This window comes from Bradyrhizobium sp. 187, assembly GCF_023101005.1.
Taxonomy (GTDB): domain Bacteria; phylum Pseudomonadota; class Alphaproteobacteria; order Rhizobiales; family Xanthobacteraceae; genus Bradyrhizobium; species Bradyrhizobium canariense_D.
Genome location: NZ_CP064693.1, coordinates 5,386,471 through 5,408,391, shown reverse-complemented (window position 1 = coordinate 5,408,391; position 21,921 = coordinate 5,386,471). Strand labels below are relative to the sequence as shown.

Below are 21,921 nucleotides of genomic sequence, written 5' to 3'. Positions count from 1 at the left end.
CATTCTGCGGGCAAATAGAGAAAGCATTTACCGTGGGCTGGTCCAGCGAGAGTCTCCTTCCAGTGGACCTGATGTCTTCACGCGGGCATCGGAGGTTGTGCGAGCGAGCGCAGAAAACCTTACGCCTGCAGTGTTCCGGAAGTGCAACGCCTTGTCCGCCGTCCAGGTCTGCTCACTAAGAGGGATTGGTAAGCTGGGGATGCCGGAGCGATGGCACAGTCACGGTTACCGTTGGTGCCAAGGGGGACGCCGCAGGAGCATCAACAACTGCTGGCGATGGCGGCGGCTAGGCGGCGACCAGATGAGATCGCCCGCGCGCTCGGCAGTACAGAGCCAGTCGTGCGAGGCCGCGCGCATCTCCATAACATCCCGTCGCGACTGGTGATGCAAAAGCGGAAGAGGCCATGATCAAGGGCGTGGCCATAGCTGGTCTTGTATTGGTGGCGGCCGGTCTTGCGGACCAACAACTATCCCAAGGACGTTACACTGACCGCGCCCTGGCTATGCTGCGCGAGATCGAGCATTCCTTCCAGCGATAGGTGAGAGCCGGCTAAACCCGCGCCACGGCACGAGCACGGCCTTGGTGCTCCAGTCCCGCCGGACGTCCGCCCCGCGCACCGCAGGGCGAGGAGACGAAGCGCCCCTCGATGTCCGATAAACACGCAATCCTGGCGCCAGTCATTCCGGCTCATGAAAAAGGGCCAGCCCCGAGGCTGACCCTTTTGAGTATATTATGTAAGCCGTCAGTAACGAGAAGCCGAGGCAGCGCCCCAATTGAACCGATAGTTCAGGCCGGCCTTGATGGTGTGCTCGTCATTGCGGAAGCCGACGGCGGTCACAACACCAGCGGCGCTGGTGAAGAGAGCGTTCCGGGTGCCGAAGTCATAGTACTGGTATTCGACCTTGCCCGACCAGTTCTGGGCGAACAGGTATTCGAGACCACCGCCTACGGTGTAGCCGTCGCGACCACCGCCGTTGTTGGTGAAGGTGCCGCCGCCGAAGCCATTCGTAAGGCGGGAGTCAGCCCAGGCATAACCGCCTTTGACGTACACCAGCGCCGGACCCCAGGTGTAGCCGAGGCGACCGGTGACCGAACCGAGCCCACGGTTGACGAAGGGATTGTTATTGGTGTCGAGGAAGCTGTAGTTCGCTTCAATGCCCAGCACCCAGTTCGGTGAGAACTGATGGTCGTAACCGACCTGCGCGCCGCCCATGAACACACCGTCGTTGCTATTGGTGCCGGTGAAGCCGGGGGCCAGAATGTTGTTGTTGCCGCCGAATGCGCCGCCGACGTGACCGCCGATGTAAAAGCCGGTCCAGTTGTAAATCGGCGAGGGCTGCATCGCCGGGGCTTTGGTGTAAGGACGCGCGGCCATATCAGCGGCCGATGCTGGACCCGCTAGGGCGGCAAAAGCGACAGTAGCGAGAAGGAACTTTTTCATTTCGAGTCTCTCAGGTTTCACAAGCTGTGCCAAAGCTACCCTAATCCACCGAATTTGCTGTAGCGCGCAAGACACACAGTGGACTAGAATGCTGAAGTGGCAGCGTTTTTCGCGCACGCCCGCAGGCAACGGCGCCGACTTGATTGCGGGACATTCTGCCCTCGATCGCTGCCACTACACGCTTGCGAAGATCAAGAGAGTAAGGCTTGCCTATGCATGTTGGCCTCCGCCCAGCCAGCATGGCGGCGAGACACTCTGATTTGGGCATGCCAAATCGATTCCGCCTAACCCCGTCGCGCTTGAGTTTATCGAGTTATGCGCTTAGCCATCTTAATGCCCGCAAGGCGATCAATGGTCATCCTCGAGCGGTTCTGACGATTTAATCGCGTCGCCTCTTCCGGGGTCAGGAGCACGAGACGAAAGTGCTTCTTCACAAAATGGCGAAGGCGTCGTCGTCTAGCTCATCGATCCTGTTGATTGCTATTCGCGTGAGGTCTCTGACCGGGGAGACGTGCTCGATCAGAACCTTGCCACCACGGTCGAACGCTGCTCGCGCGGCAACAGAGAACTCGGCTCTGTCATAGTTGCGGAGATGTTAATGTGGCTCAGCTCCGGATAGACCAGATACTGGCCGAGGATGTTCAGTATCCGCTCGGCGCTGTGAATGGCTCCGCCGTTATCGGCGAAGCCCGTCGCGCGCATTTGCTTGCACAGCTTCGAAGCCAGCCGGAACATCGGGATCAAGTTGCCGGGATGATACTTACGCCGCTTCATGGAGGGAGCTCTCTCGATGGAGCTGCTATCATGGGTCGTGATACTGAGGCACGCAGGGCGGCGGGACTATCTATTTCATCCGATAGGACAGCAGCACTGGCTTGATCCGCATCGTCGCCGCTGACACATCATAGTCCATCGGGGATACGTTGGCCCCGACATACAGGCAACGCATCGACTGCCTCATGCGATGACGCATCCACCTCATTCATGAAGGTTGTGCGTCCTGTGGGTGGCAGGCTTGGGCAACGTTCGAGCACCGCTCGGCGCGGCAAACCTCTACGCAAACGCAACGCAACGACACAAGCCGCTGAGGGAAACCTTAGCGGCTTTTGCGTGGAGGCACTATCAGCGGTCGTCTTCATGGCCCAACAGCAGCTTGTGCGTCACGCGATTGATGAAATGGTTTTTGCCGCAGCCTGGGCATTGCACGAGGATGAAGGAGGCGCGTGCCGCATTCGACTCAGCGTCGAACCGGTGCTGAACGTACTCGCCGCTTGTCGCGCAACGAACGTGTCCATCATAGCCCAGCATCGGCCATGGCAGCGCCCGGCCCATGACCTAGGTCAATGTTCCCGGTGCACTTACCGCGGCCGCGCTTGCCACGGTTGATATCCTCCGCCTGTGCAGAGGCAGGTCCGGAGCCCCATCATGAGGTGATGGCGATCTAAGCCAAACCTCATCCGAGTTTGCGACAGAGAAAATGCATGGAACGGATCAATGAGCGCATCCAGAGTCAGGCCCGTCGGCCGCATCGGCGATCGCGCCATTACAACGAACTACCTCCGGCCTTTGTCAACGCAATCGGGCCTTTTGCGAAGTGGCCGCCGACACCGACTACGTCCGATCATCGGGATAGACCGGAAGTGCGCGGCAAAATCAAAACGGCGCTTTGATCCGAGGCGGATTCCACCGGCCCGCTTCAGCCTTGTCGCGGCCACTCATTGCGGGCAGACTAGCAGTGGCAGAGAGGGCAAGAGCTATGCAACGTCGGCTTGCGGCCATTCTAGCGGCGGATGTGGTCGGCTACAGCCGCCTCATGGGCGCCGACGAGGTGGGGACCCTCAATTCCCTCAAGTCGCACCGCCGGGAACTGGTCGACTGCGGCATTTCCGAGCACCACGGCCGCATCGTCAAAACCACCGGCGATGGGATGCTGGTGGAATTCGCCAGCGTCGTGGATGCGGTCGGCTGTGCGGTCAAGATTCAGCGCAGCATGGTGGGGCGCAACGCAGGGATCGCTGCGGAACGGCAGGTCGTGTTCCGGATCGGGATCAACGTCGGCGATATTATCATCGACGGCGACGATATCTTCGGCGACGGCGTCAACATCGCGGCACGCTTGGAAACGCTCTGCGAGCCCGGCGGCGTATGCATATCCAGGGCGGCGAACGACCAGATCCGGGACAAGCTGTCGATGGCTTTTGCTGATTTGGGCGAGCAGGCTGTGAAGAACATCTCGCGCGCGGTCGGCGTGTTCGGGCTCACTGCCAAGGACATCGAGGCAATTCCAGACGCCGCGATTCCCTCGTCTGCGGAAGACACCGTGGCGGCGTCAACCGTCCAACACAAGCAGGAAATTCACTTCTGCCAGACCGGCGACGGCGTGCAGCTGGCCTACGCCCGGATGGGCCAAGGGCATCCGCTGGTGAAGACAGGGCACTGGATGACCCACATCGAATTCGACTTCGAAAGTCCGATCTGGCGGCATCTCTACCAGGAATTTTCCCGCGAGCACCTTTTCATCCGATATGACGCAAGGGGAAATGGGCTTTCGGATCGTGACATCCCGGACGTAACATTCGAGCGGTTCGTCGACGACCTCGATGCGGTGGTCGACGCCGCGGGCATCGAACGGTTCGCGCTGCTCGGCATATCCCAGGGGTGCGCCGTCTCGATTGCCTACGCGGTCCGGCATCCGGAGCGAGTGTCGCATCTGATTCTCTACGGAGGTTATGTCGTCGGCTGGAAGAAGCGCGCCAGGACCGAGGCGGAGAAGGCGGCCGGGGATGCGATGCTGACGCTGATGCGGCTAGGATGGGGTCAGGAAAACCCGGCCTTCAGGCAGATGTTCACGTCCCAGTTTATTCCGGACGCTAACAAGGAGCAGGCCGACTGGTTTAACGAGCTACAGCGTATCTCGAGCTCGGCCGAAGACGCAGCGCGCAATTTACTGGCAAATGGCGAAGTGGAAATCAGTTCACTACTGCCGCAGGTCAAGGTGCCGACCCTTGTCATGCATTGCCGCAACGACGCGAGGGTGCCGTTCGAGTCGGGCCGTCGGCTGGCCGCGGGGATTCCCGGCGCCCGCTTTGTCCCGCTCGAAGGCCGGAATCACATCATGCTGGAGGGCGAGCCGGCTTTGGCACGCTTTCTCGACGAGCTACGATCATTTCTTGCCTCCGATACTCAACACTAAAGGTACTGGATACGGCGGCTCCGTTTCGCCGACCAATATGCGCCACGGGTTTCCCCTTGATGTCTGTTCTTGGCCAAGCGAAGTGCACGATGTCCGCTATTTGGGTCGCTATCGGGGGAAAGCGGACGTCGCACACAATCCGCGGACGGTCTTACTGCGCTAAAAATCCGAATGCGACAACCAGTGCCACCATGCTTGCGAAAATCAGCAGTGCCGGGAGGGATTTTCGGGTCATTGGCCTCGTCGAATGGCGCGCAGCCGATTGACCGGGTTGAGGTCTAGGCGGTCTCTTGGACCGCGCGGCTTTGCCCTCTGTCGTTGGCGTTCGAGCCTTTGGTTCCGGCGCTGCGCCTACGCCTCCCATCTCGCTGTAATAAGCGCTGTAGACCTCGCGAACGGCTAGGGCCATGGACTCGGCCTCGCTCATTGTCTCGAGCCGAGTTCGATAGTTAGTCAGAAAGCTTTGGGCGCTGGACGGCAGGTCATCGAAACCACCGAGCTTGGCCATCATGAGCCAGGTGGCAAAATCCGCCTCAGCCTTCGTGCGCGCTCTCTTGGCGATACTGGCGTTGGAGCTAGAGGACATGGTGGTCCGATTGGTTTGAACCCGGCCGCGAAGCGCGGAGGGAAAGGCAATTGGCAATCCAATCACAGTAATGACGGCGCGGGAGAGTTCAAACGCAAACCTTACGAACTAGTCGGCTCCTGGCCTGGTTGAAGGGACTAAGCAGGCTAACTAGGGACCCAACCAGCTGAAGTTGATTATCCATATTGGGACGTGAGCTATGTCGACGGTCGTCCCTGGCTTATGGCACGATTGGGCATGAACCCAACCCGCAAGAACCGTTAGACATCAGATGCAGCCGTCCAGCGCTCGATCAGGCGTAAAGCTATGCTGGCGAGCAAAATCCCAAGCAACCCGCCGACCACCCTTTTGGACGCATCCAGCAATCTAGCATGGCGATCTGGCGTCAGCTTTTCCAACAATTCCAGCACCACTGCGCTCCCAAGCACGAGGCTGCACACCAGCGTCATCCGGTCCCGGTACGCGGCACAAAATGCCAAACCTAGGAACGCAAAGGCCGCGACGTGTTCGATATTGGCCGAACTGCTCAGTTGAGGCCTGTCGTGGATTGGAGACAGACTTGCGTAGTGATAAAGGCAAGAGAAGCCCACGCCACGGCAACTGAAATTCTATACAGCATAGTAGCGACTGACCCCGAGTAGTTGCCGCAATATACTTCAGCGCCAACAGGATCCAGCGGCTCGCATTTGCCAGGGTGGTGGCTGCGGTTCTTCACCTGATCCAGAACTTCTGCCGCCGCGCGGCAGGGCAGTACGACCAATGGTAGGCGCACCAGAACGTAAGTTTTCGTGATTGAACCAATTAAAAGTATTTAATTTATTTAATCTGATTTAAGTTAAATAGTCGCAGTTAGCCCGAGGGGAATACCTGATGCCCACAACAGAAGAAGACGAAGACCGCCGGGAGTTCTTGAAGATGTGTGGCAGGTTTGCTGCCGTAACCCCGCCAGCGATGACTCTACTCCTGTCGACGTCGTTGACGTCAACAGCCATCGCACGTTCCGGCGCCCAAGACGGAGCAGGATATAGCGGCGGCGGCAGCAGTCATTCAGCCTTCGACAATGATCCACACAGCGCGACCGAGGATCACTCGACCAAGGAGTATTCATCAGCCGGCGGCGGTGGTGGGGGCTCTGGCGGGGGTGGCGGCGAGAACTCGGGTGGCGCAAAGGGGTCCAAGGTCGCGCATTCCGGAGAGGAAGGCTCCCGATCTGGAGGTGGCGGCGGTAACAAGGGCTCCTCGGGCTTTGGCGGCCAGGATGGAGATGACAAGAAGAAAAAGAATGAGCGCGATTGAAAAGGACAAGTGGAGCGCCGCTTAGCTGCTGTCTGGTGGGGGGAACATGCGCCGTCTCAAGGTGACAATCCTGGTTTTGGCATATGCGGTGATATCGCCCGCGTCTGCGCAAACCTGTTGCCCCACCGGCTGCGCGCCAGACGCCAATCGGTGCGTGAGCAGCGGTCCGCTGTGGACCAGATGCCTTCCTATCGCCTGCGCCGAAGATTCTCGAGGGCCGTCACGTGGGTCCGCGGTGAGCAAGCACAGAGCCGCCGTGCTCGCCCGCCGGCCAGCGCGTACCTACGTGGTCCCAGCTCAGATTCCCCCAGAGTGCCCATTGGTGAAACCGACCAAGGCGCAGGTCGGCGACGCGACCACTCAATGCGTGAACGTGTTGACTCGAAATGCGCAGTTGCGGGATTGCTTTTTTGAGGACGACGCCGGGAGGGCCGAAGACGAAAGAACCGGCCTGAACTGCCCCGATCGCCAAGCTGCGCTGGCGAGGCAGTGTCTAAAGCGCTGCGTCAACTATGCATCCGATACGACACATTTGGTTTGCGCCGGCAGCTATCCGAACACCGTCTGGCGTGTGTCTTTTGGAGCTATCTCGGGCTACGCTCTCGGTTCCGAGCATGTCGACCTTTGCGGCCCTCCGCTAAGAAGGCTGCGGCCAGCTCCAACGCGCTGAGGTGCGCTGGACTGAGCCCTTGGCTGCCATCAGGGCAGAGAAGGGGCCGCCAACTGGCCCTGCTGGGAGCGCAGCGGCAGTGAAAGCCGCGGACGTCGCACAGTGCCGGGCGGCCCCAGCGCCGCGGCGAACGGCCTTGATGGCCCACGGCAGACCCTACATGATCTCACGGGGTCATGGGTTTGAGAGCTCCATGGTGTGATGACGCCCTGCATCCGCGACGGCTGCTCACCTCGGCGTGGTGCATTGATCGTGCGCGGACCGGCAGCCTCAGCAGCCGGATCAAGGCTGATGCGGCTCGATCGAATGGCGCGACCCGCGGGCACTTTTGTTGTCCACAGTGTGAGTTGCGACACACGGTATTGGCGCGACTCGTTATAAGTTTAACCCGCGCCTTCATGGCGCCTTTCCTCCCTGACCTTGAGCCCGTCGCAAATGACGGGCTTCCTTCTAGGGGCATTACAGGGACGCTAGATCTGCTGCGACGGAATCCGACTGGGCCTGGACAGTTGCAATCAAGTCCGTGCGGCATAGATCCCGCACGGACTTGATTTATTGGGAACTGGGCTACCCAATCATCAACTCCGCGGCCATCACAGCTCTCGATCCATTGCTGGGTGCCTGCGGTTCTTCACCTTGATCCAGTGCTTTTGCCGGCCGCCGCGGTAGGGCCGATCGCGATGCTTCGAGACGAGACCTTCAAGGCCCATGCGGCAGGCCGCCCGGAAAAGCTCCGGTCCGATAGTGCAGCCCATTGAAGTCTGAAACGGAGCTTACAGGCAAACGGTTGCGACATGAAAGCCGCGAATTTACTTGTGCAGAATGGTGAGGACGTTGACCCCAACCTGAACCGCCACGCGGCCGCGAAGGGCTTCGTCCGGTACGGCCTCGCGAACGAAGGCGACTTCAAAAAACCAAGACCGGCGAACTGAAGGGCCTGAAGGCCGGGAAGCACGTCAAGGAATGGCGCAAGGCCATGCAAAGTCCGGATCAATGGGTGTGGGATGAACTTGTCCCGGCAATGGAGAAGGCGGGCATCACCGACCAGAACGAACAGATCGCCGAAGCCCGCAAGATGTTCCCGGGAACGTCGTCCGATCTGGTCGCGAAGCTCATCACGCAAAAGGCGTCGCTCCAAAATCATGCAACCCTATACGGCAATGCGCAGGGCCTCAACGCGACCGAAACGAACAAGTCGGACCCGTTCACGGCGCTGAACTCGCTGACGACCTCGCTGTCGAACTTCGCCGGCGCGTTGACCTCGCCGGCGATGGACAATGCCGCAAGCATCCTGTCCAGCATGTCGTCGGCGATCGGCGGCTGGGCCGACAGCCTATCGAAGTTTTCGACGGACAATCCGACGACGGCGAACCTGCTTGGCGACGGCGCAATGACCGCTGGCGCGACTGCGGGCGTGGTCGGAACGTATGGCCTGCTCTCCGGGCTGATGAATGGGTTCGGCCTCGGCACGTCTGCCGTCGCGCTGGACGGGTCCGCCGCCGCGCTCACGGCGGCCGCTGCGGAGCTATCCGCCGCCGCAGTTGGCGCCGCGGCCAAGGGCACGGCCGCCACAGCGGCCACGGCGGGCGCGGGAAGCGCCATCTGGGCCGCGGGCGCCGCGGCTGCGCCTTGGGTTGCCGGCGCCGCTGCGGTCGGCGGCGGGCTCGATGCACAAGTCCGTAGAGGATGCCGGCTACAGCGGCTCGACCAGCGGCCAACGCCTGACCCTGCAACGCCGGGGATCGATGCGCGACCTGTACCGCCGGGAATGGGGCTACGGGGACAACTCGATCGCTCCGGAAATCTCCCCGACCATGACTTACGGGACAGGCATCGGCGGCGACAAGGCAGCCGAGACGCACGTCACCGGAACGGTCGACGGCGTCGCCAAGGTCGAACTGACGATCAACGCCGGGTCATCCCTGCTAGACGTGGTCAAACAAGCGCAGGCCGCTGTCCGCCTGTCCGGAACGATCAATTCGAGCGGTCCCGGATCGACCGGGCTGTCATCCCCGGACGCAACAGCCCCGGCGCCGCGACCGCCGACCGGCACGAGCGGCGGCGCAAGCGGGAGTTGGTGATGGGGATCGACGTTCTCAGTGAACTGGAACATCTTGCGGCAAGGCAGGCCGCATCCGAGGCCGTGCTGACGGAAGTGAATAGTGCCGTTGCTGGTATCCTTCAGCCCCGACTTGGCGCGCGAACTCGTGCAAGGGATCAGAGGCGGCTTCGACGCTAGTCCGCGCGCGCCCAACGAACGCCTTCAGCTGATGACCGAAGAATATTTGGCGCGACTTGCTGACGGGATTGAAGCGCGGGTTCGGGCGAAGATCGCTGGGCGCTGAAGCGGTGAGCAGATCGATGATCTTTACGCGCCGCAATCGATGATTTTTACCTCAACCTCCTCGCAAGCTCTAAGGATCGGAAGGGTCGAACGACGGACTGGCTTTCACGCAAATCTTTTCAGTGAGCGGGCTCACCTGGACAGCAGGGGAAATCAAGGCATTTGAAATCCCGTTGTCCTCGCGAGGGCTCTACTCCTATTACCGGTGGACGTGTGCGAACACAGCGCCGAACGGCCTATCGGGTAACGACAGCCGCTGGCAGCGATCCACGGCTGGGCCTGCTGCAGGCGGCTTGTATATGCCAATGGGAACTGCCCAATGGAGCCAGACAACGCAGAGCGCGGCGATGCCGCGAATTGCGTCCAATGTCATGTATCGCTCGGTACTTTGCATCGCTCAGTATTGGGCATTTGGTAAAGGTGACCGGGTACTACGAGGTCGCCACGGGGTGTAGAGGTCGGCAACTCAAGTGTCGAGATCATCTTGCTGTTGCGACTTATAGGGCGCAGCAGAAGCTTCCTGACCGAAGAGCTTCGCTAATTTTTGGCCCTTCTCTGAGCCGACGCTAAGCGGATCGTCATCAACGCAACAAGAGCGTCAAATGGCCTCCGCCGCTCAACCGCCCATGTCCACTCTCTTCAAGCATGTGGGCCGCCAGCTTTCCAGCCAGTATCCACTGGCGGCCCTTGCCAATCCTGAAAATTCTGGCCGAGAACGGTCAGACGTTTGGCGCAGACGATACTGGTGCGGAGTGCAGGCGAGCTGCAAGCAGGCGCTGGAATTAACGTAAGGCAGCAAGGTTACCGTCCACTCCCTTGTTCAAGGGAGCGGCGGATCTTCTGGCGGGCTTGGTGGCGGCAGGCCGTATTCCAGGGCGCGCTTTGCCGCTAGCTTTCGATAAGCGCAAGCCTGGTTCAACAGTTGGGTTTTAAACGTCGAATCCTGTTCGCCTGCCGCTAGTTTCTCGAGGCTCACGGCACGTTGTAAGTACTCGGTCAAAAGCTTCATCGGCTGCCTTCTCGGGATACCTTCATAAATCGCACGGCGCAGAAAAAGAGGTCAAGTTGGAAATCCGGCAATGGCTGGTCAGCTCACCCCCTTCAGGAAGCCGGATACAGCGCAGCAAGACGATCTAGCGGCAATGTGCGCTCCGCCGCGTTTAACAGACGTTTGCTAAGGACATGAGCCAACTGCCAATCCGGGCGGTCGAACTGATCTCCGGCCCAGATCTGTGGGCGTGCAATGCCGGCCCGGTCGAGTACCCAAACAAAGTAGTAGTCGTCTTCCATGGATAGGATCACTGAATCAAACCGCCGCAATCTTGGGAGATGATGGCGGCTTTAGCCAAGGCCCTAATAAAAGGTGGGGCGGCCACCCAATACCTCGACCGGCGGCGAATGATTTTCATCGAGATCTGGGCTGTGCGCAAGCCTGATTGGCTCGCCTCAAGCTGCCCGATCGAGACATTCCGCGTCGAGATCTGCGATGACATCTTCGAAGGCAGAGATTGTCTGCTGGATGGCTGCAATCTTCTGAAGCTCATCGTCCCCGATCGGGCCGATGCGGCTCTGCAGCGCCACAACCATCTCGCGGCGTCGCTCTTTGAGTTGAACGAGGGGCAGGCCATGGTCCGGTAGATATCTCATGAGTGCCTCCACTGATGAATGCTCAAACAGCGTACCGGAAGTCCGCTGAAGGACAGTCTAAAATTTCGGTTGAATTTTAATCGTAATCTTTACGGCAATGGGCGCGTGGCAGCGAAGCTGCTAGGAAGCCAGCCAATAGACAACTTTGATGGAAAGCGTGCCCAGCACGTAGAGCCATCCCGCCATCGCCAGCATGATGCTGAGGAAAAAGCTCGCTCCCAAAATCCACTCGGGGAGGTGCCAATTGCCCGCGATCGGCAACTGCGTAGGCATCACGGTGTTCTCGTTCGACTGATCGGCTGAAATCATGGAGCGACCTGCAATACTTGGACGATTGGAATGGCCGGATCGTCGCAGTCCTCTCCAGTTCCAGCATTTTCATAGGTGAATCAGTCCACTCCATCAGGGCGCCGGTCGCGCCCTTCAGGAAGTCTGCCGCTTGGTAGCGGCGCGCGCCGGGTTCCGAGTGTCAGGACAGATATCGATCTCCGCGAGACTTCGGGTTTTCGGCGTTGATCGTCGCGTCGGTGCACCGCTGGCGCGCCGTTCCGCTTCTTTGATCCGAGCTCGAAGCACTTCGAATTCTGAGAGCTGAGAATGGAGTTCGTTCAACCGCTGAGCAAAAAGGAGACGGGGCGAGTTCTTCACGAATGCCTCCAACACAAAAACAATGTGCCGGTCCGCTTCCTCCGCGAACCGTGAGGGAATGCCGAAAGCTAGCACGGCGCGAATATGATCGTTCGCCGAAACGTGAGGCTACCTGCCCACATAGGAGGCAGGTCTAGCGTTCACTCCCTCAGGGACAGGGGCGGACAGCAGCCATCTCGGCCGCCCCGCTGGTCGTTGATGCGTTAGATCGCTGACCTTACTGAAGATCGCTAAGCAGAATGGACGCGAACCGGTGACTGACCGGTGGCGGACCGCGTCGAGGTGGCGCCTTCAACGCGGTCCTAACTCCGACATTGGGATGAGAAGGTCGCGGCTTCCCCAAATCGACGGCCTTATGGCGGGCGATATACGCGCGCTGTGCGCGCGTTTTTCGATCGCGAATACCGTGTCCACGGCGACACCCAAATATCGAAGCCGCACCAACCTGCGGACTTGGGCCATTGTGGAAGAAGCGCGACCTTAAACGGGGGTCATCCGGCGACAGTCTTACATCGGCGCCCGTTGGCTCCTTGTGCCTTCGCCGGACGTCAGCCGCACACCGGAGGTAGCAGCGCCTAGGCTTGGGCGTTTGCCTGCTCAACAAGCCCGACTGTGACGCGCCGTCTTCGTTCAATGGGGGGATGAGTGTTGGCCGCGCGGCAACGCCTGATAGCGCTGCTCACCAACTAGGTCAGAGCCGCGCTCCTATCGCTAACCAGGGCGACCCGATATCTTGTCGGGTGATTAAGTTTTGATCGACTTTTGAACTCTGAAAATTTAACTGCGCTTCCGGTGGGGAGCTTTGTTCATGCAAATCGATTTGAGGTGCGCCGCGCGCAGCCCGGCGAGTGACGCTGCGGTGGCTGAGGTGGAGGACTGCTCCTCCGATCCTACACCTGCGAGCAAACCCGCCGCCGCGAACGACAACTCCGCAAACACGCACTGGCCGCTCATTCCATTTCCTGACGGCTGGTACGCGACGTCGTGAAACGGTCGAGATCGGCGCCTTACGCATTGGCACGGGGGCGGGTCGCGGCGGATCGACCGCGCCGATCTGTGCCGGCGTTAGGTGGCGGCCGATCAGGTATTTGTCGAGTTCGAGCGTCGCAGAAGAACTGCCAGTCATGCCGAACTTAGGAACACTTTTTAGTGCTGCGAGGTTTCTTTCCTTCATCAGAGCCCTAGGCATTGCGGAGTTCTCTTCCATGGCTACCCAGATTGTGATGGACCACACAGGCGACAGCAGACATTTCTTTGAGCAAACCGATCCGAAGGGGCTCGCCGAGGCTGAACGGCGATTTAAGCAGCTCACTGATCAGGGGTTTACGGCCGCGACGCGAAAGGCGGGCAGTGAATTGAAGGTCACGCGGTCGTTTGATCCCAGCGCAGATGATACACTATTCTATCCGCGTCTCGTCGGCGGCTAAGCTATATCGCGATGCGACAATGTTTCCGTTCAGACGCAGCGACGCTAACAGAACGCGCTTCCGGGCCCTCCGTGAGCTTTATCGGAGCTTCACCGAGCAAAATGGCCCGGAAGCGCGTTCGCGGCGTCTGCTGCGGGATTGGTTATCTCCAGAGCAGCGCGCGCAATTCGATGCCAACAACTATTTCGAAGTCACGGGTTCTCACACCGGCAGACGATATCGAGTTCAATATGGTACCCTGAGCAATGTTGTAGAACTGGACGCATCAGGGCAGCCCGTGATCGGCTGGTGTTTCGTTGCCGAACGTCCTCTGGCGGCTGGCGATGTGATGCTCGCCCAGAAGATCGCGCTCGAAACAGACGAAGGCGCGGTGCTCGCGCTTGCCCACCGGTTTTCTCTGAGACTGCCATCTCTGCCCCGAGTAGTGCGGCGTGCTTACTAGGTCGCCCATGGGCGGGGTCGCCGACCGGGGGACGGCGACCCGTCGCCGCGAATGCGCCGACACGCGAAACGATGACGACTTCGCGACTGCATCCAGCATCTGCGCTGAGCCGGATCGGCGCAAGAACGTTCGTGCGTTAGTGTTACTTGCGCCCGCGGCTTCGTGGATCGGCCTCGTGAGACGATTTCGTCAACAGTTCGCAGCATCCGAGCGAATTCAGACTGAAGATGTCGAGCGTGCGCCGCATCTTTTGGCTCTGAGAGAAAAGCAATCTTCACGAGGAAGCGGTTCAACAGGGACGCTGATGCTGGCCAGCTCTTGTCTCGTGCTCTGGGGGCTGCGGGGATGAGGTGGGCAGAATGAGGATCATCCGTTCACGACCCGGGGGAAAGCGCCGATCGCGACCCTCTTGTCGGCAACGATCTGTCGACGCGGTGCCGCAGGCGAGGACGGCCAGCGGTCCTACTGTTGAGGATCGCCGATATCGAATGCGCCTAGACGATATTCTTCACCCACCGACTGCGCGTCCCCCATTTGCGTGATCAAAGTGAACGTCGCGTTGGGATATCGCGTCCACACTTCGATGTCGTCTGACGTGACGGTTAGATAGCCGAAGAAGCATTTGTATCGGCCGGGCTCGGTCATGCGGCCGATCTTGTCCCAATTGATCTTGTTAACGCGCATCGCTAGTTCCGCTCGTTCTCAGGCAGCGAACCGGGCGGAGGTTTAAGTTCTTCGAGGCCGGCTTCGATCACCGCCAATTCCTTTTGGATTGCTTTGACCGCGTTTTCTGGGTTGATGCCCGACACGGCTTGCAGCTGGGCTAGCACCTTTTGACCGTCGCTCCATCCATCCGTTGCGTAAAAGAGCGAGCGTTGTTCCGGGGTGATCGGGAAGCTTCGAAGAGGGCACCCAATCGCGGTCACGAAGAGGATCGAGCATTTGCCGGTGATACTGATTAAAAAGCGGCTTGCGCTTTTCCTGCCGACCGATGTCTTGACCAGATCGCTTCAATCGGGCGTTCGGTTTCCATGGCCGTTTGTTGCCATCGCATCGTTTACGATCAGTTACCGATCGGGAATAGCCGGCAATCTTTTCTAAATGGTTCATGGATATTGTTCTGCGGCATGGATCACGAGGACGCATCTGCTTGGTTCGTTCCGGCTCTCAGGCGAAGCTACGCTCGTCTAGCAGCGTGGATGACGCGCGGTAATCGCGCGCCTGAGCCTAGCCGCTTGCCGGCGCCGCCTCGCTCAGAGCGGCCAGCTCGCTTTCCCGACCCGCCGCGGCCGCCAGCGCCGCCCCGCATTTAGGCATTGCAGGCATCGCGAATAATGAACAATCGCACATCGACGCGTCCGTGGTTGCCGGAGGAAGAGGCGGAATTGCTCTCGCTCTTTGGCGCAGGTGCCACAGCTGAAGAGGTCGGCGAACGGCTACGCCGCACCCGCCAAGCGGTTTACGCTCGCTTGCAGCGCTTTCAAAAACAGCGGGGACGGGCGAGTAGAATGAGTGGGAAGTTCTTTGCTCAGTTACCAGAGTGATCGAGCGGCGGCGATCGATCTCTAAGGTCGCAAGATCACATCCGCAGCAGAATGAAGGTAGCGACCCGATCGCATCGTCTGTTCGCCCGTGCTGAAGTACCCCTCAACCGGTACATCGAAGGTTTAATTGCATCCGCTTCAATAGATGCCAAGCTGTAGATGATCGCGTTGAGGTCCACGATGACCAGCCCGACTGATGACGAATTGCGCGCCGCGGTCACCGCCGCCATTCAGCAGTGGAAGAGTTCGCGCCAGCTTCCTTATCTGTCGCACAGCGATTGCCAGACACTGAACAAGTTGATCATCACCGGACTTCAAACCGTTCTGTCCCAGCGTGCGAAGGTTCGACAAGCGCTAAACTGGACAGCTTGATCAAACTCGGCGGGATTCGACGACGCGATCTTTGGTCCAAGCATGCGCAACGCGCGCGTTCAGGATCGCGGGCAGAAAGTACTGGATTGATCACTTAGGTTCGTCTTTCGTCCGTAGTCCGTTCCTGTTTGTTGGAAAGGACTTGCCCTTCTTTGGAAAGACTTTTCCCGACGTTCTGGCTTGACAGAACGGATTGTGGCGGTCGTGGGCAGTAAGCGTTGGCCTCATGACCGACGCGTCCACACGCCCCGCCTCTGGGGATCCGCCGCGGCGTTTGCGAGCGGCGGTCACCAAACGAAATGGCCGGCGAGCATCACTGCCGCCGGCCATCGCTCGCGCCACCGTGGCTGGGGGGCTAATCGGCAGCGCTGACCGCAAGCCTGCCGAGCGCCGATTAACAACCCGTTAACCAATTCGGGCGGGCTCTGGATGTTTATCGGGCAATAACGCGGCGCGGACGGGCCTGCGATATCGTCTTTATGAGCGGTAACCTAACCTCAATCCTTATGGCCGTACGATTTGCCATCGCGGATTTGGTGACGAGTACCGCGGGACGCATGGGCAATCGAGAACCCGTCAGCCCTACGCGGCTGGCGGGTTTTTCTTTGAGGCGGTTCACCGCATCTTTCAGTCTAGCTCTCACCTCACATGCATCTTCTCAACAATCGCGTAGAGCAGCATGAAAATAGGCAAGAAGACGAAGAACCAAACCGCTGCCTGATCCTTTCGCGCGAATTCGCGGTTCGGGTTGCTGTCGGTCGCGTGAGGCGTTGTCCAAGGCGGCCGGGCGGGCCGCCGTCCTCTTGCGAGACGGCCTAGCAGACGCCGCACCGCCGCTTCCGGAAGAGGTTTGTCCATCGCTACGACTTCCTTGGCGCTGATCCAATAACGTGAAGTCTGCGGCAGCTAACGGCATTCATCCCAATCGAATTGCGCCGATAACTCTCGGGAAATTTGATAGGCCTCTGCGGGTGCAGTGCTTGGGCCATCGGCCGTAAAGCCGGCTTTCCAGTTAGGGTGATCTGGCGCCCCGTCGATGTTCGGCAGGATCATCACATCAAGCACTTGGCTGCAATCTGGCCGCTTGCGGACTTCCTGCATGATAATCGCGACAAGTTCGTCCGCGCTCTTCCTGGGCTTCATCGCAATTGTCTCTCTCGAAAATCGCTGGTGAGGATGGCCTGAAATAGAAGTCACCGGACCGTGTATTGGCGAACGTGGCCCTCCTCTGGGGATCAGAGGGTAAAGAGCCACGGCGACGACTGCACCCGTTCAAGGTCGACATAGCCGCTTTCGTTCAGCCATTCGTGCGGGCAATAGGCAAGCGATGTGGGGTCGATCGTAAGGCCGTCTCTGGCTATGGCATTGCGCGTACCCATGCGGCCGGCCCATTCCGCGCCGCCGTTCATCGGATCAATGCGGACGTACACGGCTGTCTCGTTGGTAAATGGCAATCTCCCAAGGTGCTGAAATGATCGGCGCTAATGCGGGCAGATTATCGGAAGACTGATGTGAAGCAACATTCATCGATGCTGCGGTTGCGAACCCTTCTACGCCTGCGTTGCGGCTCGCACTTAGTTTAAGGCGAACAGACGCGCAAGCGCCTCTTCTTCCGAAATTTCGGCGGGGCAGCCGCAAGCGGCGGCATCCGCCGCGTCTAGGTCGGCATGCGCATTAGCCAGCCATGTCGGGCGTTCGTTGTAGAGGTTGGTCAGCGTCCGCTGCCGCCTAATCTGGCGTTCAGGCAGAACGTATCGGTATTGAATTTACGGGTCGACATGTAGGTGATTGCCAAACGATTGATCTTTAGTGCGGCCGAACCCCGGGGTGCGAACGGTTTAGGGTGACTGCAATGGGAAGTCCGATCCGATTTGGCACCGAAGGGTAAGCATCCGGCGAAGACCGCGCGCGTGGCCCTCCCAGCCTCTTCTAGGCACTCCTGCGCTTGCCGGACGTATCTTGCAAAATCAGCTTCGCTCATCGCGATCAATGCGGCCGATGCCGCGCTGTTCCGGCCGATCGGTGCGGTGTGCTAGGCTGGCCAGCGTGAACCGGCCAACGAAAGACGCCGCAACTGCGGCGGCCTTAATGTCTTGTGTGGCGCTTCAAAATGGCCACTCGGCGTGCGTGCTGCCAGACTTCCAAATCGTGGCCGTCGAGCAACTTGGCTGCCTGCTGTTTAGCCTCATCGTCATCCGCGCAATTCAGCTTGTGCACGCCGATGATATGGCCCTCCTCGTTGAGGACGTAAGCGCGGTAGTCCATGACATTCGTTCCATAAACGGAACGATTATCCGGGCGGCGGGCCGCTGAAGTCAAATCAGGCGATTGTGATTTGCGACGGAGCAGCTAGAGCGAGCGGTCAGTTGGCGGGCCACCGAGGCGGCCTTACTCTTTGGTCTCGGTCCACGTCTGCTCACCGCACTGGCACTTGAACATGCGAACTGTTTTACCGTTTTGCGGGTTTAGCATTTTCAACACGGAGAGGGGCTTTCTGCCACACTCGCCGCAGGGCTTCACCGGGCTAGGGTCAAAGCTCGAAAACACTTCGTTCTTAAAATCGTGGTCCACTACTATCACCAAGCCATTGAGCGACTCTAAGTGCCATAGTGTACACTTGTTCCAACGGTTTCCAACGTAAGCGGGGCTGCGAGGCCCACCAGATTGTTTGTGCGTAGACCTGTGAGCGCCGTGTCATCTTCTGCAAGGGTGCTCACAATGGACGACCATTCGGACGACATAAGACGACCGTTGTCACCGCGCATAGAAGTGTACGCCGGCGGCGGCCGGAAACAGTGGCCAGATGATTTGAAGGCGCAGATTGTCGCGGAAAGCCTTGAGCCGGGCGCGGTTGTAACAGATGTCGCACGTCGCCATGGCTGCCGGCCCCAGCAGGTGCATGACTGGCGGCGCCGGGCGCGTTTGGGTCAATTGGTGCTGCCAGCTGCGGCGGGTGCACTGTCGTTTGTGCCGTTGGTGTCGGAATCGTCGCCATCGGCGGCTGCAGCTCCCTCCGGATCGCCGGAAGCAGCCGTTGTGACGGTTGAGCTCCAGGGGGCACGAGTTGAGGTGCGAGGGACGCCTGGACTTGCCGTGCTGAGTGATGTGTTTGTTGCGTTGCGCCGGACACGTTCATGCTGACGGCTCCCGCTGGCCTCATGATTTACGTTGCGACCCGACCTGTAGACTTCAGGAAGGGCGCGGATGGTCTGGCGCTGTTGGCGAAGGAGACGCTGGGCCACGATCCGATGAAGGGCGTGGCGGTGGTCTTCCGTGCGAAGCGCGCTGATTGGAAGCGGCTTGAGGGCAGCGCCTTCAAGTGGCCGCCGGTCGTTGACGGCGTCATGCGAATGAACGCCGCGCAGTTGTCCGCGCTTCTGGCCGGCATGGATTGGACACGCATGCATGCGCCTCGAATCCCGCAGCCGAAAGCGCTTGCGTAGGACATAAAATCTTCGCTGCATCGGGGCGCGAAGCATGGCAGACTCGGACCAATGAGTGATTTGCCTGATGAACTGCCGAGCGATCCAGCCGAGTTGCGTGCCTTTGCCGCGGCTCTGCTGGATCGCTGCGCCAGGCTCGAGCGGTTGCTCAAGCTTGCAAAAGACGCGCAGTTCGGTCGATCGTCGGAAAAGCTTGACGGTGATCAGCTCCAGCTTGTTCTGGAGGATATCGATCAGGCTGTCGCGGCTCTCGAAGCAGCCGAGGACCGCGCCAATCCCAAAACACGCGAGAAGAGAGCTGCCGAGCGCAGGGCCAATCGTGGCAAGCTGCCGGAGCATTTGCCGCGCATCATCGAGGACCTGATGCCCGCTGCAACCTGCTGCCCATGCTGCGCAGGCGACCTTTTTGAGATCGGTCACGATGAGAGCCAGAGGCTGGACGTCGTACCGGCGCAGTATCGCGTTATCGTCACCCGCCGCCCCAAACTGGCCTGCCGCGCCTGTCACGGCGTCGTCCTCCAGCATGCTGCTCCCGAGCGATTGATCAGGGGAGGACTGCCGACCGAGCGGCTCGTCGCGCATGTGATCGATGCCAAGTATCATTGGCATTTGCCGCTTTACCGCCAGACGCAGATGCTGGCGACGCACGGTATTGCCATCGACCGTTCCACGCTCGCCTTCTGGGTCGGCTATGCGGCCCAGGAATTGAAGCCCTTGTGGCATCGTCTGCGCCAGCTTCTGCTCGCCTCTCCGAAGCTCTGTGTCGATGAGACCCCGGCGCCGGTGCTGGATCCCGGGCGCGGCAGGACCAAAACCGGCTACTTCTGGGCGCTGTCGCGCGATGACAGGCCTTGGGCCGGGCCTGATCCGCCCGGCGTGGTCTATGCCTATGCACCAGGCCGCGGCGCCGTTCATGGCTTGCGACTGCTCGAAGGCTATCGCGGCATCATCCACTGCGACGGCTATCAGGCTTACAAGACCATGATGCGAGAGACGCGTGCGGACGCCTTGTCCGGGACGCTCGCATTCTGCTGGTCGCATCTCCGGCGCCAGTTTGTGAAGATCGAGCGCGAGGCTTCGCCGGCGCCGGCGCCGGTTGCCCGCGAGGCCCTCGAGCGCATCGCCCAGCTCTACGCGGTCGAGAAAGTCCTCCGTGGCCGATCTGACGCCGAGCGCCGCGCGGGCCGGCAGGCGCATGCCCGGCCGTTGGCTGCAGCCTTGAAGCAGTGGTTTGAGGCGAAGCTTGGTCACCTCGCGCAGAAGAGTGAGACGGCGAAAGCTTTACGCTATGCACTGCGTCATTGGGACGGCTTGACGCTCTACCTTGATGACGGGCGCATCGAAATGGACACCAACGCAGTCGAGCGTGCGATGCGGCCGATCAAGCTCAATGCCAAGAACGCCCTGTTCGCCGGGTGTGACGAGGGTGCTGAGAATTGGGCATTGCTGGCGTCGCTCATTGAGACCTGTAAGCTCAACGGCGTCAGCGCCGAGTATTGGCTTGCCGACGTTCTCGCAAAGCTCGTCAATGGCTGGCCGGCGGCACGGCTGGACGAACTGCTTCCCTGGGCATCCACCTATACGATGCATGCACAAGATCCGAGGCTTGCCGCATGAGCCTCAGCACGACCGCGGTGCGGATCAAGGTGACCCTCAAGGACGTGAAACCGGAGGCGATGCGATGCCTTGTCGTGCCGCTCACGCTGCGCCTTGATCGGCTGCATCTGACGCTTCAGGCGGCGTTTGGCTGGACGAATAGCCATCTCTTCGAGTTCTTCGCTGGTGAGGCACATTGGGGGATTCCCGACCCCGACAATGATTACGGCCACCAGCCCATGGATGCCCGTAAAGCGCGGCTTTGCGATATCGTTCGAGAGACCGGCGCCAAGACGATCCACTATCTCTATGACTTCGGCGACAGCTGGGACCATGTGATCAAGCTCGAAAAATGGTTCGACAACACCACGACGGAGGGCATGCCCTTCCTGCTCGAGGCCGCCGGTCGTTGTCCTCCGGAAGACGTCGGCGGTGCGCCAGGCTATGCCGAATACCTCGACGCCATCAGCGACCCTGCTCATCCGGAGCACGAACATATGCGCCGCTGGGGCCCAGAGCGGTTCGATCCCAACGTGATCGACCGGAAGGCCCTCGAGGCCGCCGTCGACGCGTTGTCCGACACATGGAAGCCGCCGCGCCGCGTCACGCGCTCAAAATAGACGTCAAGCGCCATTCAAAAGGGCCGCAGAGCTACGCTTACTTTCCAACGATGACCCGAGACGAATATCTCAAACTGGCGGAGCGATACCGGAAGGTGCTGAAAACGGCCAAGGAAGCCTTCACGCGCCACCATCTTGAAACGATGGAACGGAGTTACCGGACCCTGGCTGATAGCGAGCGGGCGCTCCGGAAGTCTGGCTATATGGTGGATGCCTTGGGCAAGCTGGGCGATAGCGACAAAGCAAAATAGACCGATGCGGCTCGTTCCGTCCGGAGATACGCTAGCGTTCGCCACGTGTTCACGGCGGACCTAATCCCTTGATTTATCTCAAGGGTCGGCACAAAACGGAAAGGGGGCACTGAGTACGATGGCTTACTTCGGAGACTGTAGGCCGGGAGAGATCAGCCAATCGCTGATGTGCGCGCCAGTATTAGCTAACCGTGCTTTCCTAAGAAGTGCCTCGCGTTCCGCGCCTGCCGGCAATGCGCTGGCCTGCTCCTTGTACCTTGTTGCCAGTTCGGCCAATCGTTCCTCAAGAGAGTAGGCCTGCTTCACTCGGCGCTCCGTCATGGCGCTTTCCTCCGGCCGTTAATAACGACTCCAAAACCAGAAAACCTACGTTCAGTTCCAACGGCGGAACGAACTTAGG

Annotated in this window: 26 protein-coding genes and 1 pseudogene; 14 read left to right on the top strand and 13 right to left on the bottom strand. The window is 59.9% G+C overall.

The window, feature by feature from the left end:
• The first annotated feature begins 404 nt into the window (after positions 1-404).
• Positions 405-539, top strand: a complete 135-nt coding sequence (locus IVB19_RS40265) for a hypothetical protein (RefSeq protein ID WP_256474563.1) — start codon at positions 405-407, stop codon at positions 537-539.
• A 204-nt stretch (positions 540-743) separates the two neighbouring features.
• Here the strand turns inward: IVB19_RS40265 and IVB19_RS26175 are convergent, their stop codons facing one another.
• The 3 genes from IVB19_RS26175 to IVB19_RS26165 all read right to left on the bottom strand — a co-directional run bounded on the left by IVB19_RS26175 (position 744) and on the right by IVB19_RS26165 (position 2,774).
• Positions 744-1,442, bottom strand: coding sequence for an outer membrane protein (locus IVB19_RS26175; protein WP_247820077.1), 699 nt, complete (start codon positions 1,440-1,442; stop codon positions 744-746).
• Between the two features lie 519 nt (positions 1,443-1,961).
• Positions 1,962-2,216, bottom strand: a complete 255-nt coding sequence (locus IVB19_RS26170; RefSeq protein WP_247370328.1) for a hypothetical protein — start codon at positions 2,214-2,216, stop codon at positions 1,962-1,964.
• Positions 2,217-2,564: 348 nt separating this feature from the next.
• Complete coding sequence (locus IVB19_RS26165; protein WP_247370330.1) at positions 2,565-2,774, bottom strand: hypothetical protein; 210 nt, start codon at positions 2,772-2,774, stop codon at positions 2,565-2,567.
• Between the two features lie 424 nt (positions 2,775-3,198).
• Between IVB19_RS26165 and IVB19_RS40475 the strand changes: the two genes are divergently transcribed.
• Positions 3,199-4,635 (top strand): alpha/beta fold hydrolase, encoded by a 1,437-nt coding sequence (locus IVB19_RS40475; protein ID WP_345946531.1) that lies wholly within the window; start codon positions 3,199-3,201, stop codon positions 4,633-4,635.
• A gap of 151 nt (positions 4,636-4,786) precedes the next feature.
• On the opposite strand, the gene IVB19_RS26150 is transcribed toward IVB19_RS40475, so the two are convergent.
• Positions 4,787-5,221, bottom strand: coding sequence for a hypothetical protein (locus tag IVB19_RS26150; protein ID WP_247820076.1), 435 nt, complete (start codon positions 5,219-5,221; stop codon positions 4,787-4,789).
• 260 nt (positions 5,222-5,481) lie between these two features.
• Positions 5,482-5,631 (bottom strand): hypothetical protein, encoded by a 150-nt coding sequence (locus IVB19_RS26145; protein ID WP_247820075.1) that lies wholly within the window; start codon positions 5,629-5,631, stop codon positions 5,482-5,484.
• 460 nt (positions 5,632-6,091) lie between these two features.
• On the opposite strand from IVB19_RS26145, the pseudogene IVB19_RS26140 reads away from it, so the two are divergent.
• The 3 genes and pseudogenes from IVB19_RS26140 to IVB19_RS26125 form a co-directional block, all read left to right on the top strand.
• Positions 6,092-6,391, top strand: a pseudogene (locus IVB19_RS26140) (hypothetical protein); the annotation flags it as partial.
• A 1,590-nt stretch (positions 6,392-7,981) separates the two neighbouring features.
• Positions 7,982-8,119, top strand: a complete 138-nt coding sequence (locus tag IVB19_RS26130) for a hypothetical protein (protein WP_247820074.1) — start codon at positions 7,982-7,984, stop codon at positions 8,117-8,119.
• An 89-nt stretch (positions 8,120-8,208) separates the two neighbouring features.
• Positions 8,209-9,426, top strand: a complete 1,218-nt coding sequence (locus IVB19_RS26125; protein WP_247820073.1) for a hypothetical protein — start codon at positions 8,209-8,211, stop codon at positions 9,424-9,426.
• A gap of 925 nt (positions 9,427-10,351) precedes the next feature.
• Here the strand turns inward: IVB19_RS26125 and IVB19_RS26120 are convergent.
• Both IVB19_RS26120 and IVB19_RS26115 read right to left on the bottom strand, forming a co-directional pair.
• Complete coding sequence (locus IVB19_RS26120) at positions 10,352-10,540, bottom strand: hypothetical protein (protein WP_247820072.1); 189 nt, start codon at positions 10,538-10,540, stop codon at positions 10,352-10,354.
• Between the two features lie 92 nt (positions 10,541-10,632).
• Entirely contained in the window at positions 10,633-10,821 is a 189-nt protein-coding gene (locus IVB19_RS26115) for a hypothetical protein (protein WP_247820071.1), read from the bottom strand.
• A 42-nt stretch (positions 10,822-10,863) separates the two neighbouring features.
• On the opposite strand from IVB19_RS26115, the gene IVB19_RS26110 reads away from it, so the two are divergent.
• A complete protein-coding gene (locus IVB19_RS26110; protein WP_247820070.1) occupies positions 10,864-11,169 on the top strand; it encodes a hypothetical protein in 306 nt (101 codons plus the stop codon).
• A gap of 129 nt (positions 11,170-11,298) precedes the next feature.
• Here IVB19_RS26110 and IVB19_RS26105 read toward each other — a convergent pair whose 3' ends face one another.
• Positions 11,299-11,487, bottom strand: coding sequence for a hypothetical protein (locus IVB19_RS26105; RefSeq protein ID WP_247820069.1), 189 nt, complete (start codon positions 11,485-11,487; stop codon positions 11,299-11,301).
• Positions 11,488-13,031: 1,544 nt separating this feature from the next.
• On the opposite strand from IVB19_RS26105, the gene IVB19_RS26100 reads away from it, so the two are divergent.
• Together IVB19_RS26100 and IVB19_RS26095 are read left to right on the top strand one after the other, a co-directional pair.
• Positions 13,032-13,253: a hypothetical protein gene (locus IVB19_RS26100; protein ID WP_247820068.1), complete on the top strand. Its 222-nt coding sequence runs from the start codon at positions 13,032-13,034 to the stop codon at positions 13,251-13,253.
• A gap of 19 nt (positions 13,254-13,272) precedes the next feature.
• A complete protein-coding gene (locus tag IVB19_RS26095; RefSeq protein ID WP_247820067.1) occupies positions 13,273-13,695 on the top strand; it encodes a hypothetical protein in 423 nt (140 codons plus the stop codon).
• Between the two features lie 462 nt (positions 13,696-14,157).
• On the opposite strand, the gene IVB19_RS26090 is transcribed toward IVB19_RS26095, so the two are convergent.
• Together IVB19_RS26090 and IVB19_RS26085 are read right to left on the bottom strand one after the other, a co-directional pair.
• Entirely contained in the window at positions 14,158-14,379 is a 222-nt protein-coding gene (locus IVB19_RS26090; protein ID WP_247820066.1) for a hypothetical protein, read from the bottom strand.
• Positions 14,380-14,381: 2 nt separating this feature from the next.
• Positions 14,382-14,621: a hypothetical protein gene (locus tag IVB19_RS26085; protein WP_247820065.1), complete on the bottom strand. Its 240-nt coding sequence runs from the start codon at positions 14,619-14,621 to the stop codon at positions 14,382-14,384.
• 798 nt (positions 14,622-15,419) lie between these two features.
• Here IVB19_RS26085 and IVB19_RS26080 point away from each other — a divergent pair.
• Positions 15,420-15,611: a hypothetical protein gene (locus tag IVB19_RS26080; protein ID WP_247820064.1), complete on the top strand. Its 192-nt coding sequence runs from the start codon at positions 15,420-15,422 to the stop codon at positions 15,609-15,611.
• 906 nt (positions 15,612-16,517) lie between these two features.
• On the opposite strand, the gene IVB19_RS26075 is transcribed toward IVB19_RS26080, so the two are convergent.
• The 3 genes from IVB19_RS26075 to IVB19_RS26065 all read right to left on the bottom strand — a co-directional run bounded on the left by IVB19_RS26075 (position 16,518) and on the right by IVB19_RS26065 (position 17,876).
• On the bottom strand, positions 16,518-16,754 hold the full coding sequence (locus IVB19_RS26075; RefSeq protein WP_247820063.1) for a hypothetical protein: 237 nt from the start codon (positions 16,752-16,754) through the stop codon (positions 16,518-16,520).
• A gap of 92 nt (positions 16,755-16,846) precedes the next feature.
• Positions 16,847-17,041 (bottom strand): hypothetical protein, encoded by a 195-nt coding sequence (locus IVB19_RS26070; protein ID WP_247820062.1) that lies wholly within the window; start codon positions 17,039-17,041, stop codon positions 16,847-16,849.
• Between the two features lie 655 nt (positions 17,042-17,696).
• Positions 17,697-17,876, bottom strand: a complete 180-nt coding sequence (locus tag IVB19_RS26065; RefSeq protein ID WP_247820061.1) for a hypothetical protein — start codon at positions 17,874-17,876, stop codon at positions 17,697-17,699.
• 453 nt (positions 17,877-18,329) lie between these two features.
• On the opposite strand from IVB19_RS26065, the gene tnpA reads away from it, so the two are divergent.
• From tnpA to IVB19_RS26040, 5 genes are read left to right on the top strand one after another with little or no spacing between them, the layout of a single operon-like run.
• Entirely contained in the window at positions 18,330-18,752 is a 423-nt protein-coding gene (tnpA, locus tag IVB19_RS26060; RefSeq protein WP_247820060.1) for an IS66-like element accessory protein TnpA, read from the top strand.
• The gene (tnpB, locus tag IVB19_RS26055) at positions 18,746-19,054 is read left to right on the top strand and encodes an IS66 family insertion sequence element accessory protein TnpB (RefSeq protein ID WP_247820059.1); all 309 of its coding nucleotides are present in this window, start codon (positions 18,746-18,748) and stop codon (positions 19,052-19,054) included. Before tnpA ends, tnpB begins: the two co-directional genes overlap by 7 nt.
• Before the next feature lie 51 nt (positions 19,055-19,105).
• On the top strand, positions 19,106-20,671 hold the full coding sequence (gene tnpC, locus IVB19_RS26050; protein WP_247820058.1) for an IS66 family transposase: 1,566 nt from the start codon (positions 19,106-19,108) through the stop codon (positions 20,669-20,671).
• Positions 20,668-21,270 carry a plasmid pRiA4b ORF-3 family protein gene (locus IVB19_RS26045; RefSeq protein WP_247820057.1) on the top strand — a complete coding sequence of 201 codons (603 nt, stop codon included), beginning with the start codon at positions 20,668-20,670 and terminating at the stop codon, positions 21,268-21,270. The genes tnpC and IVB19_RS26045 overlap by 4 nt, the downstream gene beginning before the upstream one ends.
• Positions 21,234-21,521: a hypothetical protein gene (locus IVB19_RS26040; protein ID WP_247820056.1), complete on the top strand. Its 288-nt coding sequence runs from the start codon at positions 21,234-21,236 to the stop codon at positions 21,519-21,521. The genes IVB19_RS26045 and IVB19_RS26040 overlap by 37 nt, the downstream gene beginning before the upstream one ends.
• The last annotated feature ends 400 nt before the right edge of the window (positions 21,522-21,921 follow it).

Coding starts and splice junctions, on each gene's coding strand:
- IVB19_RS40265 (WP_256474563.1), top strand. CDS start 405: ATGATCAAGGGCGTGGCCATAGCTGGTCTTGTATTGGTGGCGGCCGGT.
- IVB19_RS26175 (WP_247820077.1), bottom strand. CDS start 1,442: ATGAAAAAGTTCCTTCTCGCTACTGTCGCTTTTGCCGCCCTAGCGGGT.
- IVB19_RS26170 (WP_247370328.1), bottom strand. CDS start 2,216: ATGAAGCGGCGTAAGTATCATCCCGGCAACTTGATCCCGATGTTCCGG.
- IVB19_RS26165 (WP_247370330.1), bottom strand. CDS start 2,774: ATGGGCCGGGCGCTGCCATGGCCGATGCTGGGCTATGATGGACACGTT.
- IVB19_RS40475 (WP_345946531.1), top strand. CDS start 3,199: ATGCAACGTCGGCTTGCGGCCATTCTAGCGGCGGATGTGGTCGGCTAC.
- IVB19_RS26150 (WP_247820076.1), bottom strand. CDS start 5,221: ATGTCCTCTAGCTCCAACGCCAGTATCGCCAAGAGAGCGCGCACGAAG.
- IVB19_RS26130 (WP_247820074.1), top strand. CDS start 7,982: ATGAAAGCCGCGAATTTACTTGTGCAGAATGGTGAGGACGTTGACCCC.
- IVB19_RS26125 (WP_247820073.1), top strand. CDS start 8,209: ATGGAGAAGGCGGGCATCACCGACCAGAACGAACAGATCGCCGAAGCC.
- IVB19_RS26120 (WP_247820072.1), bottom strand. CDS start 10,540: ATGAAGCTTTTGACCGAGTACTTACAACGTGCCGTGAGCCTCGAGAAA.
- IVB19_RS26115 (WP_247820071.1), bottom strand. CDS start 10,821: ATGGAAGACGACTACTACTTTGTTTGGGTACTCGACCGGGCCGGCATT.
- IVB19_RS26110 (WP_247820070.1), top strand. CDS start 10,864: ATGGCGGCTTTAGCCAAGGCCCTAATAAAAGGTGGGGCGGCCACCCAA.
- IVB19_RS26105 (WP_247820069.1), bottom strand. CDS start 11,487: ATGATTTCAGCCGATCAGTCGAACGAGAACACCGTGATGCCTACGCAG.
- IVB19_RS26100 (WP_247820068.1), top strand. CDS start 13,032: ATGGCTACCCAGATTGTGATGGACCACACAGGCGACAGCAGACATTTC.
- IVB19_RS26095 (WP_247820067.1), top strand. CDS start 13,273: ATGTTTCCGTTCAGACGCAGCGACGCTAACAGAACGCGCTTCCGGGCC.
- IVB19_RS26090 (WP_247820066.1), bottom strand. CDS start 14,379: ATGCGCGTTAACAAGATCAATTGGGACAAGATCGGCCGCATGACCGAG.
- IVB19_RS26080 (WP_247820064.1), top strand. CDS start 15,420: ATGACCAGCCCGACTGATGACGAATTGCGCGCCGCGGTCACCGCCGCC.
- IVB19_RS26075 (WP_247820063.1), bottom strand. CDS start 16,754: ATGAAGCCCAGGAAGAGCGCGGACGAACTTGTCGCGATTATCATGCAG.
- IVB19_RS26065 (WP_247820061.1), bottom strand. CDS start 17,876: ATGGACTACCGCGCTTACGTCCTCAACGAGGAGGGCCATATCATCGGC.
- tnpA (WP_247820060.1), top strand. CDS start 18,330: ATGGACGACCATTCGGACGACATAAGACGACCGTTGTCACCGCGCATA.
- tnpB (WP_247820059.1), top strand. CDS start 18,746: ATGCTGACGGCTCCCGCTGGCCTCATGATTTACGTTGCGACCCGACCT.
- tnpC (WP_247820058.1), top strand. CDS start 19,106: ATGAGTGATTTGCCTGATGAACTGCCGAGCGATCCAGCCGAGTTGCGT.
- IVB19_RS26045 (WP_247820057.1), top strand. CDS start 20,668: ATGAGCCTCAGCACGACCGCGGTGCGGATCAAGGTGACCCTCAAGGAC.
- IVB19_RS26040 (WP_247820056.1), top strand. CDS start 21,234: ATGGAAGCCGCCGCGCCGCGTCACGCGCTCAAAATAGACGTCAAGCGC.